The organism is Galbibacter pacificus (assembly GCF_029603165.1).
Taxonomy (GTDB): Bacteria; Bacteroidota; Bacteroidia; order Flavobacteriales; family Flavobacteriaceae; genus Galbibacter; species Galbibacter pacificus.
Genome location: NZ_JAQSVC010000005.1, coordinates 270,686 through 290,316 on the forward strand (window position 1 = coordinate 270,686; position 19,631 = coordinate 290,316).

15 protein-coding genes and 1 other RNA gene are annotated in these 19,631 nt (G+C 38.3%); 5 read left to right on the forward strand and 11 right to left on the reverse strand.

Annotation, left to right across the window (positions count from 1 at the left end; genetic code table 11):
• Window position 1: 1 nt before the first annotated feature.
• The 10 genes from PSF86_RS14640 to PSF86_RS14685 form a co-directional block, all read right to left on the reverse strand.
• Complete coding sequence (locus PSF86_RS14640) at window positions 2-1,192, reverse strand: sensor histidine kinase (protein ID WP_277900842.1); 1,191 nt, start codon at window positions 1,190-1,192, stop codon at window positions 2-4.
• Between the two features lie 171 nt (window positions 1,193-1,363).
• Entirely contained in the window at window positions 1,364-4,720 is a 3,357-nt protein-coding gene (secA, locus tag PSF86_RS14645; RefSeq protein WP_277900843.1) for a preprotein translocase subunit SecA, read from the reverse strand.
• An 85-nt stretch (window positions 4,721-4,805) separates the two neighbouring features.
• Window positions 4,806-5,027: a DUF2795 domain-containing protein gene (locus PSF86_RS14650; protein WP_008612884.1), complete on the reverse strand. Its 222-nt coding sequence runs from the start codon at window positions 5,025-5,027 to the stop codon at window positions 4,806-4,808.
• Window positions 5,028-5,157: 130 nt separating this feature from the next.
• A complete protein-coding gene (locus tag PSF86_RS14655; RefSeq protein ID WP_277900844.1) occupies window positions 5,158-5,748 on the reverse strand; it encodes a cob(I)yrinic acid a,c-diamide adenosyltransferase in 591 nt (196 codons plus the stop codon).
• A gap of 188 nt (window positions 5,749-5,936) precedes the next feature.
• Complete coding sequence (locus tag PSF86_RS14660) at window positions 5,937-6,416, reverse strand: hypothetical protein (protein ID WP_277900845.1); 480 nt, start codon at window positions 6,414-6,416, stop codon at window positions 5,937-5,939.
• A gap of 15 nt (window positions 6,417-6,431) precedes the next feature.
• Complete coding sequence (locus PSF86_RS14665; protein ID WP_277900846.1) at window positions 6,432-8,300, reverse strand: ABC-F family ATP-binding cassette domain-containing protein; 1,869 nt, start codon at window positions 8,298-8,300, stop codon at window positions 6,432-6,434.
• A gap of 247 nt (window positions 8,301-8,547) precedes the next feature.
• The gene (gene leuB, locus PSF86_RS14670) at window positions 8,548-9,666 is read right to left on the reverse strand and encodes a 3-isopropylmalate dehydrogenase (protein ID WP_277900847.1); all 1,119 of its coding nucleotides are present in this window, start codon (window positions 9,664-9,666) and stop codon (window positions 8,548-8,550) included.
• Between the two features lie 11 nt (window positions 9,667-9,677).
• Window positions 9,678-10,265 (reverse strand): 3-isopropylmalate dehydratase small subunit, encoded by a 588-nt coding sequence (gene leuD, locus PSF86_RS14675; protein ID WP_277900848.1) that lies wholly within the window; start codon window positions 10,263-10,265, stop codon window positions 9,678-9,680.
• 5 nt (window positions 10,266-10,270) lie between these two features.
• Entirely contained in the window at window positions 10,271-11,668 is a 1,398-nt protein-coding gene (gene leuC / locus PSF86_RS14680) for a 3-isopropylmalate dehydratase large subunit (RefSeq protein ID WP_277900849.1), read from the reverse strand.
• A gap of 8 nt (window positions 11,669-11,676) precedes the next feature.
• Entirely contained in the window at window positions 11,677-12,849 is a 1,173-nt protein-coding gene (locus PSF86_RS14685; protein WP_277900850.1) for a 2-isopropylmalate synthase, read from the reverse strand.
• Between the two features lie 153 nt (window positions 12,850-13,002).
• Here PSF86_RS14685 and PSF86_RS14690 point away from each other — a divergent pair, with 153 nt between their 5' ends.
• Together PSF86_RS14690 and PSF86_RS14695 are read left to right on the forward strand one after the other, a co-directional pair.
• Window positions 13,003-14,547 carry a hypothetical protein gene (locus tag PSF86_RS14690; RefSeq protein ID WP_277900851.1) on the forward strand — a complete coding sequence of 515 codons (1,545 nt, stop codon included), beginning with the start codon at window positions 13,003-13,005 and terminating at the stop codon, window positions 14,545-14,547.
• A gap of 8 nt (window positions 14,548-14,555) precedes the next feature.
• Entirely contained in the window at window positions 14,556-15,428 is an 873-nt protein-coding gene (locus tag PSF86_RS14695; RefSeq protein WP_277900852.1) for a DMT family transporter, read from the forward strand.
• A 75-nt stretch (window positions 15,429-15,503) separates the two neighbouring features.
• Here the strand turns inward: PSF86_RS14695 and PSF86_RS14700 are convergent, their stop codons facing one another.
• Window positions 15,504-17,228, reverse strand: coding sequence for a DNA polymerase III subunit gamma/tau (locus PSF86_RS14700; protein ID WP_277900853.1), 1,725 nt, complete (start codon window positions 17,226-17,228; stop codon window positions 15,504-15,506).
• A 98-nt stretch (window positions 17,229-17,326) separates the two neighbouring features.
• Here PSF86_RS14700 and rnpB point away from each other — a divergent pair.
• The 3 genes from rnpB (at window position 17,327) to PSF86_RS14715 (ending at window position 19,629) form a co-directional block, all read left to right on the forward strand.
• Window positions 17,327-17,650: RNase P RNA component class A (rnpB, locus tag PSF86_RS14705), an RNA gene on the forward strand.
• A 228-nt stretch (window positions 17,651-17,878) separates the two neighbouring features.
• On the forward strand, window positions 17,879-18,520 hold the full coding sequence (locus PSF86_RS14710; protein ID WP_277900854.1) for an RNA polymerase sigma factor: 642 nt from the start codon (window positions 17,879-17,881) through the stop codon (window positions 18,518-18,520).
• Between the two features lie 47 nt (window positions 18,521-18,567).
• Window positions 18,568-19,629, forward strand: coding sequence for a FecR family protein (locus tag PSF86_RS14715; RefSeq protein WP_277900855.1), 1,062 nt, complete (start codon window positions 18,568-18,570; stop codon window positions 19,627-19,629).
• Window positions 19,630-19,631 lie beyond the last annotated feature (2 nt).

Genomic DNA, 19,631 nt, shown 5'->3' on the forward strand with positions numbered 1-19,631 from the left:
TTTATATTTCCTTAAAGCGGATTAGGTAGGTTACGCCTTGGCTTTTATCTATTTTTTCTAGATTTCCCCTTAATTGGCGCGTAAGGTTATGTATTAGTTTTAAACCCATGGACTTTGTTTTGTTTTCGGCCACAAATGTGTTGTACCCAATTCCGTTATCGCTAAGGATAAGCGTGTAGAACTCGGGGTCTGTTTTTTCTATGGTTACTGTAATGGTTCCTTCGTCTTTATTAACAAAAGCATGTTTTAGGGAATTGGTAATAAATTCACTAATGAGCAATCCCAATGGAATGGCCGTTTCTATGTTGTATTTAATATTGGAGATGTTGATTTTAAAATTTATTTTTTTGTCTTCTTTATTCAGGGATTTTATGTGGAATTTTACCAATTGCTTTACATAGTTGCGATATTCTATTTTCGAGAGGTCGTCGCGGGCATATAGCATTTCGTGCACAATGGCCATAGATAAAACCCGGTTGTGACTACTCGTCAATATTTTTTTGGTGTCTTCGTTTTCTGTCGTTCTGGCCTGCATGTTCAACAGGCTGGAAATGGTTTGTAAATTGTTTTTTACGCGGTGGTGTATCTCTTTTAAGAGCACTTCGTTTTCATTGCTCTTTTTTTCGATTTCTTTTTTTGATTGATATAACTTATTGTAATTGCCCAACAGTACTTTGCCAAAGATGCCGCCCAATAAATACAAGCTGAAAAGCACGCTCATTAAACTAAAATCATCCTTGGATTTTTCGGGCACTACATTTGGAAAATTAAGGTGTATCTCGTTTCGAAAATAAATGAGCAAGATAAAAAGAAGGATAAGATACATATGAAACTGCCCATAATTACGGGTAGAAATATAACCCGCAAATACAATTAAAGGCATAGTGAAAATAAAGGGGCTGTTAATTCCCCCCGTAACAACGGTCACGATTATGGAGCCTATTACCCCTAAGTTTAAGCTAATGAGATAGGCTACCAATAATTTTTTATGATATTTAAGCAAGAAAATATTTAAAAGACTTAAAACACTGTACCCTAAAAGAACTTGTGGTACAATATATTTAATGTCTAAAATAAAATAGCATACTAAGGCAATACATATCATTAAGGCCGACGAAAAATAATTGACATGTAGGATCAGGTGCATTTTTTCATCCAGCCTACTGGATATAGAGTTGTATTTTTGGGCCATTTATAAACGATATTCAAGAACTCATTTGATTGAGTTACCTATTTGGGTTGGTTTTTCGTTTCTAAAGGTATTTAAAATTTTTCAAAAAAAAAGCGGTAGAAATGATACTTCTACCGCTTTAACTCATTAAACATTAAATGTTTTATAAAGTTCTTGTTATCGCATTGTTTTTTATTCTTCAACAATTACCCATTCACCTTTGTCCAACAAAGGTTCTGCTTGTTTGTATTTAACGGTTTTATTTTCTCCCGACATTACGTTTTTAATGGTAATGCGGTCGTTTCTGCCAATTTTTGGGCGTTCCCTTACAATGGTTTCTGTTACTTGAGGACGTTGCTGTGTTTGTCCGGCTGCCCTGTTTTGGGCGGCAAGTTCATCGCTGTTCGGGATTTCTTCTTTTGAAGTTTTATAGTTTTCCTTTGCTTTAACTTCCCTGGCCTCTTGAATGTTATTGGTTTCTTCGGTAGGCAATTCTCCTTTAAATAAGAAAGAAATGACTTCCCTGTTCACCTTATCGATCATGTCCTTGAAAAGCTCAAAAGCTTCGAACTTATAAATCAATAGCGGATCTTTTTGTTCGTGGACGGCCAATTGTACTGATTGTTTCAACTCGTCCATCTTTCTTAAATGCGTTTTCCAAGCATCGTCGATAATGGCCAATGTTATGTTCTTCTCGAAATCGGTTATTAATTTTTTTCCTTCCGACTCATAAGCTTCCTTTAAGTTCGTCACTACTTTTAAAGTTTTAATTCCGTCGGTAAATGGAACTACAATACGCTCGAACCTATTGCTTTGGTTTTCATAAACATTTTTAATAACCGGAAAGGCAGTTTTTGCATTGCGCTCAATTTTATCCTGATAGTATTTTAGCGCTTGCTTGTATACTATGTTGGTAATTTCACGCGGGGTTTTACGTTTAAATTCGTCTTCGTTTACCGGAGCGGTTATGGAGAAGAATTTGATAAGCTCAAATTCGAAATTCTTATAATCGCTGGCCATTTTATTGCTCTCGACAATAGCTTCGCAGGTATCAAAAACCATATTGGCTATATCGAGTTTTAAGCGTTCGCCTTCTAGCGCGTGCCTTCTTCTTTTGTAAACCACTTCCCGCTGTGCGTTCATAACATCATCATATTCCAATAAACGTTTACGCACACCAAAGTTGTTTTCTTCTACCTTTTTCTGGGCTCTTTCTATAGATTTTGTCATCATGGAATGTTGAATAACCTCTCCATCTTCAAGCCCCATCCTGTCCATCATTTTTGCCACTCTTTCCGAGCCGAACAAACGCATTAAGTTATCTTCCAGAGATACATAAAACTGCGAGCTTCCCGGATCTCCCTGACGTCCCGAACGACCTCGTAACTGGCGGTCTACACGTCTTGAATCGTGACGCTCGGTACCTATAATGGCCAAGCCTCCAGCGTCTTTCACTTCTTTAATCAGCTTAATATCGGTACCACGTCCTGCCATATTGGTGGCAATGGTCACCACGCCCGGGTTACCGGCCTCGGCTACAATATCGGCTTCTTTTTTATGGAGTTTTGCATTTAATACATTGTGGTTTATCTTTCGCATTGAAAGCATTTTGGAAAGCAGTTCCGAGATTTCCACGGAAGTTGTACCTACCAGTACCGGGCGGCCTTGCTCTACTAATTTTACAATGTCTTCACTAACGGCATTGTATTTTTCACGTTTGGTTTTATAAATAAGGTCCTGTTTGTCGTGTCTTGCAATTGGGCGGTTGGTAGGAATTTCCATTACGTCCAATTTGTAGATTTCCCAGAATTCTCCAGCTTCGGTAACGGCAGTACCCGTCATACCGGCAAGCTTTTTGTACATTCTAAAATAATTTTGAAGGGTTACGGTGGCAAATGTCTGCGTTGCCGCTTCAATTTTTACATTTTCCTTGGCCTCAATGGCTTGGTGTAACCCATCAGAATAACGGCGCCCGTCCATAATACGCCCGGTCTGCTCGTCAACGATCATTACCTTGTTTTCCATTACTACATATTCAACGTCTTTTTCAAAAAGGGTATATGCCTTTAGCAATTGGTTCATGGTATGGATGCGCTCGCTTTTTACCGAGAAGTCTTTGAAAAGATCTTCCTTGAGCTCTGCTTCTTCTTCGGCAGACAAGCCTTTCTTTTCAATTTGGGCTATTTCTGTACCTATGTCGGGCATCACAAAGAAATCGGGATCGGTGTCACCCGAAAGATACTCGATCCCCCTGTCGGTAAGTTCTATTTGATTGTTTTTTTCATCGATAACAAACCAAAGTGCTTCATCTACAATGGGCATTTCACGGTTGTTATCCTGCATGTAATGGTTCTCTGTTTTTTGAAGCAGTTGTTTAATTCCTTCTTCACTTAAAAACTTTATAAGTGCTTTGTTTTTTGGTAGCCCGCGGTGTACCCTTAACAATTGGAATGCACCTTCTTTGGTATTTCCTTCTGCAATTAATTTTTTTGCTTCTGCCAAGACTCCGGTAAGGTATTGGCGTTGTTTGGCAACAATATCGTTTACTTTAGGTTTGAGTTCGTTAAACTCATGGCGGTCTCCCTGTGGAACCGGCCCCGAAATAATCAATGGTGTTCTTGCATCGTCAATCAATACAGAATCCACCTCATCCACGATTGCAAAGTTATGTGGACGTTGTACCAAATCTTCTGGTGTGTGGGACATGTTATCCCTTAGGTAATCAAAGCCAAACTCGTTATTGGTTCCATAAGTAATATCGGCGGCATATGCCTTTCTTCTTCCGGTAGATCCCGGTTGGTGGTTGTCGATACAGTCTATGGAAAGTCCGTGAAATTCAAACAAAGGGCCCATCCAAGCACTGTCACGACGTGCCAAATAGTCGTTAACAGTTACCAAGTGAACACCGTTTCCGGTTAATGCATTAAGGTAAACGGGAAGTGTTGCCACAAGCGTTTTCCCTTCTCCGGTTTGCATCTCTGCTATTTTTCCCTGGTGTAAGGCAATACCTCCTATAAGTTGTACATCGTAATGAATCATGTCCCAGGTTACTTCCTTTCCGGCAGCATCCCAAGAGTTTTGCCAGATGGCTTTTTCATCGTCAAGGGTAACGTATTCTTTTGTGCCCGAAAGTTCGCGGTCGAATGTTGATGCGGTTACGCTAATGGTTTCGTTATTTGCAAAACGTTTGGCGGTTTCTTTTACAACTGCAAAAGCTTCCGGCAGGATATCGTTAAGGGTTTTCTCGCTTATTTCGTATGCTTTTTCTTTAAGTGAATCGATTTCAGCATAAATATCTTCATTCCTGTCAATATCATTAGAAGCATCAGCTTCGGCTTTTAACTGTTCAATTTTTTCGTCAAAAGAAGCTGTGGCCTCTTTAATTTTCTTTTTAAACTCTTGTGTTTTAGCGCGTAGTTCGTCATGGGAGAGTTGTGTAAGTTCTTCTTCGAAAGATTTTATCTGGTCTACGGTTGGTTGAAGTGCTTTAACATCTTTCTTCGCCTTGTCTCCTACAAAAACTTTTAAAACGGAATTGAGTAAACTCATGTCTGTATGTGTATTTATATTTCAAAATTAAGCAAAAAAAAAGCCTCTCAGGAGACTTTTTTGCTTTATAATGTTAATGTGTTTGTTAATATTCATCCTCGTTCCAGAGGTAATCTTCCTCTGTGGGGTAATCCGGCCAAATCTCTTCAATAGATTCATACATATCGCCTTCGTCTTCCATTGCCTGAAGGTTTTCTACCACTTCCAGGGGAGCTCCGGTTCTAATAGCATAGTCAATTAATTCATCTTTTGTTGCTGGCCAAGGTGCATCGTCTAGATATGATGCTAATTCTAAAGTCCAATACATCTGCTATTGATTTTTAATTTTGTGCAAAAATAAATTTTTATAGTAAAAAGTCAAGTAAAATTTATATTATTTACATATTATTTCTAAGAACGTAGTTTTTAGGGCGTTATATTGATAATTACGTAACGAATTACCTGTCATTTTCAGTAGTTCCTTTCTTTGGAACCCATTTTTCTTCATTTGCCTGTAAATCCGAAGTCAACTTTCGTGCCAACACAAATAAATAATCTGACAAACGGTTTAAATACTGAAGCACCAATGGATCAAAAGGCTCATTTTCATACAAATAAGTGGCTTTTCGCTCTGCCCTTCGGCATATAGTCCGTGCTATGTGACAATATGACACCGTTGTGTGCCCGCCCGGTAGCACAAAATGCGTCATGGGAGGGAGGGAGGCTTCCATTTGGTCTATTTCCTTTTCCAAGATACCGATATCGCCTTCTGAAATGCTCGGGATGTCCAAGCGCTTTTTTCCACTCTTTAAAAATTCCTTTTCCGGGGGAGTTGCCAAAATAGCGCCAATGGTAAACAAACGGTCCTGGACATGGATTAAAATCTTTTTATAGCCTTCTTTAATTTTTTGGTCCCTAACAAGACCTATCCAAGAGTTTAGCTCGTCTATGGTGCCATATCCTTCAATACGGATATGGTGTTTTGGGACACGTGTCCCGCCATAGAGCGCCGTGCTTCCTTTGTCTCCGGTTTTAGTGTAAATTTTCACGCAACACTGGTTTTAATGTTTGCCCCTTTTTGACGAATAGCGGTCTTCGAACCGATTATTTCTCCGGTCCCTATGCTTTTTCATGTTTCGCTTGTTGTTAAGCCAAACAAATATAAAAAGGACAGCTAAAATAACGATCCAGATAATATGAGTTTCCATTTTACCTAACTTTTTAATAAAATAACAAATTATATCCGGATTTTAAAATCTTCTTTTACCTGTTCTTTTCTTACAAACAGAAAACCAATGTTAAAAAAATCGATGGATATTGAAAAAATAGGGGCGCACCGTACTGCTTCCCATTGGTTTTTCAGGGCATTGGATGCCCCGATATTGTCAATAATAAAAAACGAATAGCTATTTGCCTTTTCGAGGATTTCCCGTGTGTTTTTTTCTTTTAAGTTGAAATAAATGGTTTTTTTACTTCGGAAAGCATTGTCATGATTTACTTTATAAGTTTCGTCATTGAAATAATTGAGCGCTTTGTTGATGATTTTTTGTTTTCTGAAGCTAAAGGAATACTCCTTTTTCCATTCGGACAATAGCGAATGTTCTGTAGTTTTTTGTTTCTTGTATAAGGCTTTTGTAACCAAACTATACACAAAAGGGGAATGTACCCCATGTTGATTGGTAGCTTGAAAAAGATATTTTATGTACAAAAAATTCAACTGCTTAAAATTGTTTTATCCCTCCATTTTCATGGAAAGCTCGAACCAAGTTTCGGTTTTTTGGTCTAATTCTTCAATAATTCGTTGGAGTTTAACCGATTGTTCATCAATGGCATCGCCTTCCAGTTCGCCCGTTGCAAATACGGCTTCGGCCTCTTTTTTTTCTTCTTCGAGTTTTTTTATTTCCTTTTCCAAACGTTTAAACTCTTTTTGTTCTTCATAGCTCAAGGAAGGGTTGGCGTCTTTTCTCCAGGTTTTTTTGGTGCTTCCGTTGGTGTTTTTTTCCTCTTCTTTTATGGGCTCAAGGCTATCCTCATAAACCCTATAATCGCTATAATTGCCCGGAAAGTCTTCTATTTTTGCATTTCCTTTAAATACAAAAAGATGGTCTACAATCTTATCCATAAAATACCGGTCGTGCGATACCACCAATAAGCAGCCCGGAAAGTCCATTAAAAATTCTTCCAAAACATTGAGCGTAACAATATCCAGATCGTTTGTGGGCTCGTCGAGGATTAAAAAGTTAGGGTTTTGAATTAAAACGGTACATAAATAAAGGCGCTTTAATTCGCCGCCACTTAGTTTCTCCACAAAACCGTGTTGTTTTTTACGGTCGAACAGGAAGCGTTCCAGCAATTGCCCCGCCGATATTTGCCTGCCTTTGGTAAGCGGGATGTATTCTCCAAATTCTTTAATAATATCTATTACCTTTTGTTCAGGTTTTGGGACAATGCCACTTTGGGTGTAATAGCCAAATTTTACCGTTTCGCCTATAATTACCTTTCCGGCATCGGGCTTGATGCTTCCGGTTAAAATGTTTAAAAAGGTGGATTTTCCGGTTCCGTTTTTTCCAATAATACCAATGCGTTCGCCTTTTTTAAAGGTATATTCATACTTTTCAAGGATTTTTTTGTTGTTAAAACTTTTGGAGACATTATGGAGTTCCACCACTTTGCTCCCCAACCGTTCCATGTTAATTTCAAGCTGGATTTTATGGTCTTTCCTTCGTTGGTGTGCCTTTTCCTTGATAATGTAAAAATCGTCTATACGGGACTTAGACTTGGTTGTACGAGCCTTGGGTTGCTTGCGCATCCAGTCCAGCTCTTTGATAAAAAGGTTTTTGGCCTTGTCTACCGATGCTTGTTCGGCTTGTAAACGCGCCTCTTTTTTTTTCAGATAGTAGGAATAATTCCCCTTGTACTGATATATTTTACCATGATCCAGTTCAATAATTTCATTACATACCCGTTCCAGGAAATAGCGGTCGTGCGTAACCATAAAGAGGGTAATGTTCTCCTTGGCAAAATATTGCTCCAACCATTCAATCATTTCCAGGTCTAGGTGGTTTGTAGGCTCGTCTAGAATTAATAAATCGGGGGTGTTTAACAAAATAGTGGCCAGTGCCAACCTTTTGCGCTGTCCCCCGGAAAGTTTGTTTACTTTTTGGTCGAGCTGATCTAATTTTAATTGAAAGAGGATTTGCTTGTACTGTGTTTCAAAATCCCAGGCATTTTTAATCTCCATTTGTTCAAAAGCTTTTTGGTAAGCTTCTGTATCATCAGGATTTTCAAGTGCTTTTTCGTATTGCTGAATGGTTTTTAGCACATTATTTTCTGAAGCAAAAATAGTTTCTTCAATAGTTAAATTAGGATCTAAATCCGGTTCTTGTGAAAGAAAGGATATACGGATGCCATTTCGGGAAATTACCTGCCCGCCATCGGGAGAGTCTTTTCCTGTAATGATATTGAGCATGGAAGTCTTTCCGGTGCCGTTTTTAGCGATAAAGGCAATTTTTTGGTCTTTGTTAATTCCGAAGGAAATATTGGTAAACAAAACACGTTCTCCGTAAGACTTGGCTATATTTTCAACTGATAGATAATTCACGCATACATTTTTTGCAAAGTAAAGGAATTTAGTGTTGAGTTGGCGGATAGAAAAGTATATAAACTAAAAAAGTGGGAAGAAATTTTTTTAGAAGAAGGCTTCAATAATTTATATTAATTTGGTTTATAATGATATTCATTCAAATCTAGTTTTCCAGCAATAGCCCTATTTTAAAATTGGTTATAAAAATAAACCCCGGCAATTTGGCCGGGGTTTCTCAAAACACTAAAACTAATCAATTTAATCGTTATATGATTGTTGATTGTCCATAATCTATATTCTCTTGATTGTAATTAATAATTTCCTCCGCATTTGCAATATAATCGGCAATAAAATCACCAACCTTTGTGGTGGTGTGTTTACTATCAGGATTGAGGTCGGAAGTAACAATTTTTAGTTCCAAGGCTTTTTCCACGGCCTTGTTGATGGCTTTTGCTTCTTCGTACAATTTAAAATGTTCCAGCAACATTGCAGCCGATAAGATAGAAGCAATGGGGTTGGCTATATCTTTTCCTTTTGCTTGGGGGAAAGAGCCGTGAATGGGCTCGAACATGGCATTTTCATCGCCAACCGACGCTGATGCCAACAAGCCTATGGAACCGCCAATAACACTTCCTTCGTCCGAAATGATATCGCCAAACATGTTTTCGGTTAAAATAACGTCGAACTGGCTCGGATTCAGGATCATTTGCATGGCCGCATTGTCTACAAAAAGAAAATCCAGTTCAACATCTGGGTAACTTTTGCCAATATTGGTTACCACTTTTCGCCATAAACGTGAGGTTTCCAAAACATTGGCTTTATCAACCAACGTTAATTTTTTTCTTCTGGAACGGGCGGCTTTGAATGCCAAATGTGCAATACGTTCTATTTCGTAATCGGAATATTCACATAAATCGGAAGCAACACTTCCTTCTTCGTTCAATTTTTTCTCACCAAAATAAATACCTCCGGTAAGTTCGCGGTAAATGGTGAGATCGGTACCATTTATACGGTCTTCCTTTAAAGGAGATTTGTCTATAAGTGTTGGATAGGCCTTAATAGGACGGATATTGGTAAAGAGGCCAAGCGATTTCCTTAGTTTTAGCAAGCCTTGCTCCGGACGTACCTTGGCCGAAGGGTCGTTATCGTATTTTGGATCGCCGATGGCACCAAAAAGCACCGCATCTGTGTCCAGGCACAGTTTTAATGTTTTTTCGGGCAATGGGTCTCCTGTTTCATCTATGGCGATGGCACCCACGGGCGCTTCCGTAAATGTAAAAGTATGGTTGTATACTTCGCCTACGGCTTTTAATGTTTTTATGGCTTGTTGCGTAACTTCCGGGCCTATACCATCACCAGCTAATACCGCTATGTTCAAATTCATACCAACTTATGTTAAATTGTTCTCGAAGCTTCAAAAGCTTCTATTTTATCTTTATTGCTTACTAAAAAATCAATATCGTCGTAACCGTTCATCAAGCACATTTTTTTGTAGGCATCAATCTCAAAAGATTCTTTAATGCCGGTTCCTTCCACGGCAATGTACTGTTCTTCCAGATTTACAATTACGTTTGTTTGAGGGTTTGCTTTAATAACCGAAAGCATTTCTTTTAACACTTCCGGAGAAACCTGTACGGGTAATAAACCATTGTTTAGGGCATTTCCTTTAAAAATATCGGCAAAATAGCTTGATACAATTACCTTGAACCCATAATCAGTCAATGCCCATGCGGCGTGTTCACGGCTACTTCCGCAACCAAAATTGTCTCCTGCGACCAAAATTTTTCCTTGGTAAGTAGTATTGTTTAAAACAAAATCGGCATTTTCCTTTCCGTCTTTGTAACGCCAGTCCCTAAAAAGGTTTTCGCCAAACCCTGCCTTGCTGATTGCCTTTAAAAAGCGCGCCGGGATAATTTGGTCGGTATCTATGTTTTCAATAGGCAACGGAATTGCCCTTGATGTTAATGTTGTAAATTTTTCCATTTCTTTTAAACGAGTTCCAACTCTTTTATTTCTTCCGTTACATCTACAATTTTTCCGGCTATTGCCGTTGCGGCCGCTACCAATGGGCTGGCCAATATGGTCCTAGCACCTTGTCCTTGTCTTCCTTCAAAGTTTCTGTTGGAAGTAGAGACGCAATATTCGCCGGCCGGGATTTTATCTTCGTTCATCCCTAAACAGGCTGAGCATCCGCTTTGGCGCATTTCAAAACCTGCATCTTCAAAGACGGCCTGTATGCCTTCTTCTTTTATTTGTTGGGCCACTTGTTGGGAGCCCGGAACAATTAAGGCATTTACATTGGCGGCCTTTTGTTTTCCTTTTATATATTCGGCAGCAATTCTAAAATCTTCTATCCTGGAATTGGTGCAGCTTCCTATAAATACATAGTTAATTTGTTTTCCAAGGAGTTTTTCTCCTTTTTGAAGTCCCATGTATTCCAACGATTTTTCAAAGGAAACATCGTCTTTGCTTGGTATTCTTTCTGTAATCTTGATGCCCATTCCGGGGTTGGTGCCATAGGTAACCATGGGTGCTATATCGGCGGCATCAAAAGTATATTCTTTATCAAAAGTAGCATCGGCATCTGTTGGAAGTGTTTTCCAGTAGGAAACTTTTTTGTTGAAATCTTCTCCTTTTGGTGCAAATTCCCTTCCTTTTACATAGTTAAATGTAGTTTCATCGGGAGCAATCATTCCACCACGGGCGCCCATTTCAATACTCATATTGCAAACCGTCATACGGCCTTCCATAGTCATGTTTTCAAAAACATCGCCTGCATATTCAACAAAATAGCCGGTTCCGGAATTGGTGCCCAATTGGGCAATAATGTATAAAATTACGTCTTTTGGCAAAACGCCTTTTTTAAGTTTGCCATTAACGGTAATACGCATGCTTTTTGGCTTGGAAAGCAATAAGCACTGACTGGCAAAAACCTGTGCAACCTGGCTGGTACCAATACCAAAGGCTATGGTGCCAAATGCCCCATGTGTAGAGGTGTGGCTGTCTCCGCAAACCATGGTCATTCCCGGTTGGGTAATACCCAGTTCGGGAGCCATTACGTGTACAATTCCTTGGTACGGGTGCCCAAGGCCATATAGGGTGACCCCGTGCTTGTCGCAGTTCTCGGTAAGCATTTCCACCTGTTTTTTAGACAAAAGGTCCTGAATTGGCAGGTGCTGGTCTTTTGTTGGCACGTTGTGGTCTGCCGTAGCTACAATTTGCTCTTTTCTAAAAAGCGGGATATTGCGTTCCTCAAGTTCGTTAAATGCTTGTGGACTGGTAACTTCGTGAATTAAGTGTTTGTCAATATACAGTATTTGCGGTCCATTTTCAACTTGGTGAACCACATGGCTGTCCCATACTTTATCAAATAATGTCTTTCCCATTACGGTGTTTAAGCAGTTGCTTTTATATCTATTTTAGTTATTTCGATGATTTGATGGATATCGTTATCATCTATTTCTTTTTTTCTGTCTGCAAAGTTTAAAAATTCTTTATAAACTTCGTCCAATTGAAGCTTGGTTAATTCATAACCAACTTTTTTGGCCCTATAAGCTAATGCTGCGCGGCCGCTACGTGCGGTTAAAACAATGGCCGATTCTGTAACGCCAACGTCGGCAGGATCTATAATTTCGTAGGTTTCCCTGTTTTTAATAACGCCGTCTTGGTGAATCCCGGAACTGTGCGCAAAGGCATTTGCACCAACAATAGCCTTGTTGGGCTGTACCGGCATTCCCATACTTTCTGAAACCATTTTGCTGGTATCGTAAAGTAGGGTAGCATTAATTCCTGTGTCGAGGTTAAGGGTAGGGTGTTGGCGCAATACCATGACAACTTCTTCCAAAGAAGTGTTTCCGGCGCGTTCGCCAATTCCGTTAATGGTACATTCTATTTGTCGGGCTCCGTTAATAACGCCTGCAATGGAGTTGGCAGTGGCAAGCCCAAGATCGTTGTGGCAGTGGCATGAAAGTATGGCTTTGTCTATACCCGTAACATTTTCTTTAAGGTATTTCATTTTGGCGCCATATTCTTCGGGTAGGCAATATCCAGTGGTATCGGGGATGTTTAAAACCGTGGCTCCGGCCTTGACGACCGCCTCGCAGACTCGAGCTAAGAACTCATTGTCGGTACGCCCGGCATCTTCAGCATAAAATTCTACATCCTCGACAAAGGTTTTGGCATATTTTACAGCTGCTACGGCACGTTCTATTATATCTTCGCGCGTAGATTTGAATTTGTATTTTATATGCGAATCAGAAGTTCCAATTCCCGTATGGATTCTTGGCCTTACAGCATGTTTTATAGCTTCGGCAGCAACCTCTATATCTTTTTTAACCGATCGCGTTAGGCCACAAACGGTAGCGTTTTTTACAATTTTTGAAATTTCTGTTACCGAGTTGAAGTCCCCTGGGCTGGAAATAGGGAACCCTGCTTCAATAACATCAACTCCCAGATCGTCAAGACGCTTTGCAATAACAAGCTTTTGTTCTGTATTAAGCTTGCATCCAGGTACTTGTTCTCCGTCTCGTAATGTCGTGTCAAAGATTTGGACTTTTTCTTTACTCATCTTGATTTTTTAATGTAATTTCAAATTTGTATTACGAATTTATATTTTGTGCTCGAAATTTATTGTTAACTTAACCATTTCTTTACAATGCTTAAGGAAACTTTATAAGATATAAGTATCTGTTATTCAATTAATTGAATTTTTATTTTTACAATGACAAGTCAACAAAAAGACACTCTTTTTATCTTGGTGAAATCGCTTTCCAAATCAGAAAAAAGACAATTTAAGCTTTATGTAAACCGATTGGGGGTGAATGCCGATGCAAAATTTTTGGCCTTATTTAATCTTTTGGATAAAATGCACGATTATAAGGAAGCGGAAATTTTAAAAAGCGGAATCGTTAAAAAACAACAACTTTCCAATTTAAAGGCGCACCTTTATAAGCAAATTTTGGTAAGCCTGCGTTTAAACCCCGTGAACCAAAATATACGTTTACAAATTCGCGAGCAGTTGGATTTTGCAACGATACTTTACCATAAAGGTCTGTACAAACAAAGTTTGAAGATTTTGGATAAGGCAAAATCCGTAGCCATAGAAAACCAAGAGAAAGTAGTTGCCTATGAAATTGTTGAACTGGAAAAAGTAATAGAAACACAGTACATAACGCGGAGCATTAGCGGCCGTGCCGACGAGCTGGCAATCCAGGCCAAGGAGTTGAGCATGCAAAATGTGCTAACCAGCAAGCTCTCCAACCTATCGCTACAGCTGTACGGGATTATGCTGAAATTTGGATATGTAAAAAGTGATGAGGAATACAAATGGGTAACCGAATACTACGAGGCACATTTGCCGAAATTTAAGTTTTCCGATTTGGATTTTAGGGAAAAATTATGGCTCTACAAAGCACAATTATGGTACAGTTTTTTAATTCAGGATTTTTTATCGTGCTATAAATATTCTTTAAAATGGGTAGAACTTTTTTATGAAAACGAACAGATGATTTACCTTAACCCGGTTTTTTTCTTAAAAGGGAATAATTACTTGTTCGAATCCATGTTCTATGTAAAAAACCGTACCGGTTTTGAAGAGGCATTAAAGAAAATGGAAGATACCATTGCCAACGAAAAGTTCCCCAAAAACGATAATTTGGATGTGTTGATTTTTCTGTACACATATAATAGCAAGCTAAACCTGCATTTTCTAGATGGTACTTTTGAAGATGCATTCCCCTTGGAAAATGAAATATTGTACGGTATTAAAGAGTTCAACGATAAAATAGACGAGCACCATATTATGGTGTTTTACTATAAACTTGCCTGTATGCATTTTGGTGCGGGCGATAACAAAAAATGTATTTCTTATTTAAAGAAAATAATTAACAATAAAAATCTTACCATGCGCGAAGATTTAATGTGCTTTGCGCGGGTATTGAGCTTGGTGGCACATTATGAGGCCGGAATGGATTACCATTTAGAGGTCCAGCTAAAAAGTACCTATAAGTTTTTATTGAAAATGGACGACTTGCACGAGGTGCAGAAAGAAATGATTAAGTTTTTAAGAAACCTTGGTGAAATATACCCGCATGAACTGAAAGACGAATTTAAAAAACTGCACAAAACCTTAAAGAAATATGAAGATCATCCGTATGAAAAAAGGGCCTTTTTGTACCTGGATATTATTTCGTGGCTAGAGAGCAATATTGAAAATAGGCCGGTAGGGCAGATTATCAGGGAAAAGGCAAAATCATTAATAAGGTAGTTTTTGGTTTGGCAGAAGATAAGTTTCATTTAAAACATATTTTACAGCTCAATTTGGCGGTACTTTTAATTAGTACTTCCGGGGTATTAGGGAGGTACATTGCATTGCCGCCTGCACAAATTATTCTTTTTAGGGCAATTCTTGCTTTCGTGTTCTTATTTCTTTTTTGTAGGTTCAAGGGGTTTAGCTTAAAAATAGCCAATACAAAAGATTGGCGCATGGTACTGCTTTGTGGCGTTTTCTTTGGCGTGCATTGGGTTACTTACTTTTATGCGCTTAAATTATCGAGCGTGGCCATCGGGATGTTGTCTATATATACGTATCCGGTAATTACTTCTTTTTTGGAGCCCCTTATTTTAAAAACAAGATTTAAAAAGTCACACATGGCATTGGGGGCCTTGGTTATTACCGGGGTTTATTTTTTGGTTCCAGAAGTAAATTTTAAAAATCAGCATTTTATAGCAGTATTGTTTGGGGTTACGTCGGCGTTTTTTTATTCGCTCCGCAACATTTTAATGAAGCCCAAAGTGCAAAAATATAACGGATCTGTTTTAATGTTGCATCAATTATGGGTTATCGCAATTATTTTATCGCCGTTGCTTTTTGTGGTAGGTTTTCGCGAAATAACCGTACATCTTCCGGGGATAGCCTTTTTGGCCTTGGTTACCACGACCATGGGCCATACGTTGCTGTTAATGAGCTTTAAATATTTTAGTGCAACCACGGCAAGCATAATTAGTAGTGTGCAGCCTATTTATGGGATAATTATGGGAGTGCTTTTCTTAAACGAGTTTCCGGCATGGCACACCGTTATTGGCGGGATGTTAATTTTAAGTGCCGTATGCATAGAAAGCGGCAGGAATATAAAAAGAAGCGCATGATAATATGCCGGATTTATAATTTTTTAGTTGAAGTTGAAAAGGTTTTTAAAAAAGCAACTCCTGCTGATGCATATATTAAACATCCAAATCGAAATCCCTTCTAAGTTTGTCGATTAAAGGATTTTTCTCACGTAGCTTTTCATATTTTTCCTGAGGAGTAAAAGCATATTGCTTTTCAACATCTTCGTTGATGGTAATATACAGTTCTATATGGTAATTATTGAGTTTCTTTTTAAGGTACTCCATCAAAGGGTATTGATCCCGCTCCACTTCTTTTTTTAAAGTATCGTTGGCCAGTTCTATCCATATTTTTTGTTCCCCTTTTTTTCTTGGTGTATCCGAGCCCAGTGCCGCGCTTAATATTTTTTTGCCCCCTTCTTCAATTTTCTTTACGTACTTATTCCAATATTTTTGCATGGTGGCTTCGTCAAAAGCATCTTTGGGAAGGTTTTCCTCGTCTATGGTTTGGTCTTTTTTGGCCAGTTCGTGCTCTTTTTTCTTTTTGATGCTGGAAAGCGACAGGCCCGAAACCTTTTTTTTGTTTTGCAGGTTTATTTTAGGGAGCTTTGTTTCTTCTTCAGTCTCGGTTACTGTTTGGGGTACAGCTATGGATTTTTCTGGAATTTCCTGTGCTGGAATTTTCTGTTCCGGCGCTTTGCCGGTGTTGTTTTGGTGCGTTTTTGTCCCTTCTTTCTTAAATACAGAGGAGGGGATTATGTAGTTACTGTCCTTTTTTTTTTCTCCATCGTGATTGATGGAGGCCAATTGCATTAAGCAAAGCTCTACGAGCAACCGCTGGTTTCTACTGCTGCGGTAATTTAGATCGCACGAATTGGCGGTTTCAATTCCTTCCAGCAGGAAATCCCTTGGAGCTTTTTTACTTTGTTGCAGGTATTTTTGTTTTGTGTCGTCGCCTACTTCGAGCAGTGGTATGGTAGCTTCATTTTGGCAAACAAGTAAATCCCTGAAATGCGATGCGAGCCCGGCAACAAAATGGTGGCCATCAAAACCTAACGAAAGTATGTTGTTAAAATCAATTAGCAATTTAGGGATGTTCCCATCTAAAATTAAATCGGTTATCTCGAAATACGTTTGATAATCAAGAACGTTTAAGTTTTCGGTTACAGCCTGTCTTGTCAGGTTTTTACCGGTAAAACTTACCACACGGTCAAAAATGGAAAGGGCATCGCGCATGGCCCCGTCTGCCTTTTGGGCAATAATATGCAGGGCGTCGTCTTCTGCTTCTATGCCTTGGTTTTCGGCAATATATTTTAGATATTCCTTGGCATCTTTAACTGTAATCCTTTTAAAATCGAATATCTGGCAACGGGAAAGGATGGTCGGGATTATTTTATGCTTTTCTGTGGTTGCCAAGATAAAAATGGCATGTTTTGGTGGTTCTTCCAATGTTTTTAGAAAAGCATTAAAAGCCGCTTGGGAAAGCATGTGCACCTCATCGATTATATATACTTTGTATTTCCCGACTTGCGGGGGAATCCTTACCTGGTCGATAAGGCTTCTTATATCATCGACAGAATTATTGGAAGCTGCATCGAGCTCAAAAATATTAAAGGCAAAATCTTCATCTTCGTTTTGCGTACCGTCTTGATTTATTTTTTTTGCCAAAATACGCGCGCAAGTAGTCTTGCCCACGCCTCTCGGGCCACAGAACAATAGGGCCTGGGCCAGATGGTTGTTGTCTATAGCGTTAAGTAAGGTATTGGTAATGGCTTGTTGCCCAACAACATCTTTAAACGTTTTTGGCCTGTATTTTCTAGCTGATACTACAAAGTGTTCCATTACAACAAAGATAAAAATAGAAATATTATATCCTCTTTTTTTAAGTTTATTTTGTCTTTAATTATTAACAAAATCGATTTTAAAAACACTAATTTTGCACCGCAGGCCACCTTATCGCTGCAAACCTTAAAGTTTGTAGAGGAAAGTCCGGACACCACAGTGCAGCATAGCGGCTAACGGCCGTCGGCCGAAAGGCCAGGACAAGTGCAAAAGAAAGGATGTACAGGTAATGCTGTAGTGAAATCGGGTAAACTCTATGCGGTGCAACGCCATGTATACCAATGCCCCGATAGCTATCGGGAGAAGGCTGCACGCCTGATGTTGGAGGGTAGGCGGCTAGAACGTTGCAGCAATGCAGCGTCCAGATAAATGATAAGGATCTTTTTCAAGGTACAGAATCCGGCTTATGGCCTGCTTTTTTCTTCTAGGTTACTTTTTTATTTAATACCATTTTAATCTCTTACTTAACAGTTGTATAAATAAATTGCTGCCAAGCTCTGTAAATTTATCGTTATGTTATTATTTTTAAAACATTTTATCTAAAATTCAATATTACGAAAGGATTAATAAATTTTAAATTTTCATTTAGCTTTTTATTTTTTGTATATTCGTCAGAATGACAACCAATTATTTCTAAAGAATCTACAAGGATGCACAACCTGAATGCATATAAAATAAAGCAGCCCGAGGAGACAGCACTCTCCAAAAAAAAGAATGATGCTTTTAATGATGACCAAAAAAAATTTTCTTCTGATAAAAAATTATGGAAGGCATTTAAACGAGGCAACGAAGATGCTTTTATTATAATATATAAAAAGTATATCGATGGGCTTTATTCTTTTGGGAGGCAATTTTGCAATAAGGAGTTGACTGAAGATCTTATTCAAGATATGTTCATTCAGTTAAGAGAAAAAAGAAAGGAATTACCCGATATAACCAATTCTATCCGTTCGTTTTTATTTCAATGCCTCAAAAGAAGGATTTTCAATAGTAAAAAGAAAAAACAGCCCATAATGAAGACAAATTTATGGGAAGGACTTGATTTTGAAATAACGGTTTCAATAGATGAAGTGATAATGTTGAACGAACAGAAAAGAATGGATATTCAAAAAGTTGAAGAAGCACTAAAAACCTTGCCTAAAAAGTACAGAGAAGTTGTGTATTATTACTTTCATTTAGGGATGGGTTACAACGAAATAAAAGAGGTGTTGAATTTCAGTAATGTTAAGTCTGCTAGAAATATGGTATACAAGGTAATCAAGAAGATTAAAAAAAAAGTTTCAAAAAAGTGATGTCATTATAAAAGCTTTATTGTCTATTCTATAAACGGCAAGAAGCTTTGGAGGATAAAAAACACGATATTGACTTTTTTTTGAAGAATGAGCACTTTGTAAAATGGGTACATAATCCTACAGAGGCTGGAAATGTATTTTGGGAAAAATGGCTGGAAGCAAACCCAAAAGACAAACAGTCAATTTCTACCGCAAAATCTATCATCGAAAAATCTGCTTTTAAAGCAGAAAAAATATCTTCAGAAAAAAAAGATGAAATTTTAAAAAACATACTTAAAGTCCCCAATAATAAAGAAGGCAGGAAAAAGAATACCAAAGCCAAAAATGGGAAGCTTTTAAAAAATGTTATTTGGATAGCAAGTGCAGCCGCCATTTTTGCGCTTGTAATAACAATTTATCCATTAATAAAAAGCACAAATAATCCAGCCATTCTTACAAAAGAAAATATGGCCTCAGTTATCGAAGTGGCAACAAACAGGGGCGAACAAAAAACAGTGCTGCTTCCAGATAGTACCATTGTCGTGCTAAATGCAGAAAGCAAGCTTGTTTACCCTTCGGCTTTTAATTCTATAAGCAGGAATGTGGGAGTGATGGGAGAGGCATATTTTAAGGTAACGCACAATCCCGATAAAAAATTTACTGTTAGCACAAATGGTATTAAGACCATTGTTCACGGTACAACTTTTAATATAAGATCTTATCCCGAAATGGAATTTTATACCGTAGCGCTAGAGAGTGGCTCTGTTGCAGTAGAAACTCTTGATAAAATTAATGGTAAGAGCAGTTTTTTTATACAACCAAACGAAAAAATCGACATACAGAAAAATTTTAAAAAAGTGGAAATAAACAAATATGATAAAGTTGATTATTTCGGCTGGAAAGATGGAGTGTTAGTATTCGAGGATTGTGGTTTAACAGAATTCATTGCAAAAATAGAACGGTGGTACAATGTGGATATAAGCGTTGTTGGAAATACCAACGGGCCATGGAAAATTAATGGGATGTTTAAAAAGCAAAGTATCGAGAATGTAATGAAAAGCCTTGAGTTTGCCCGTAAGATAAAATACAGAATGGATAACAATCAAATAACCATATACATTAATAATTAAAC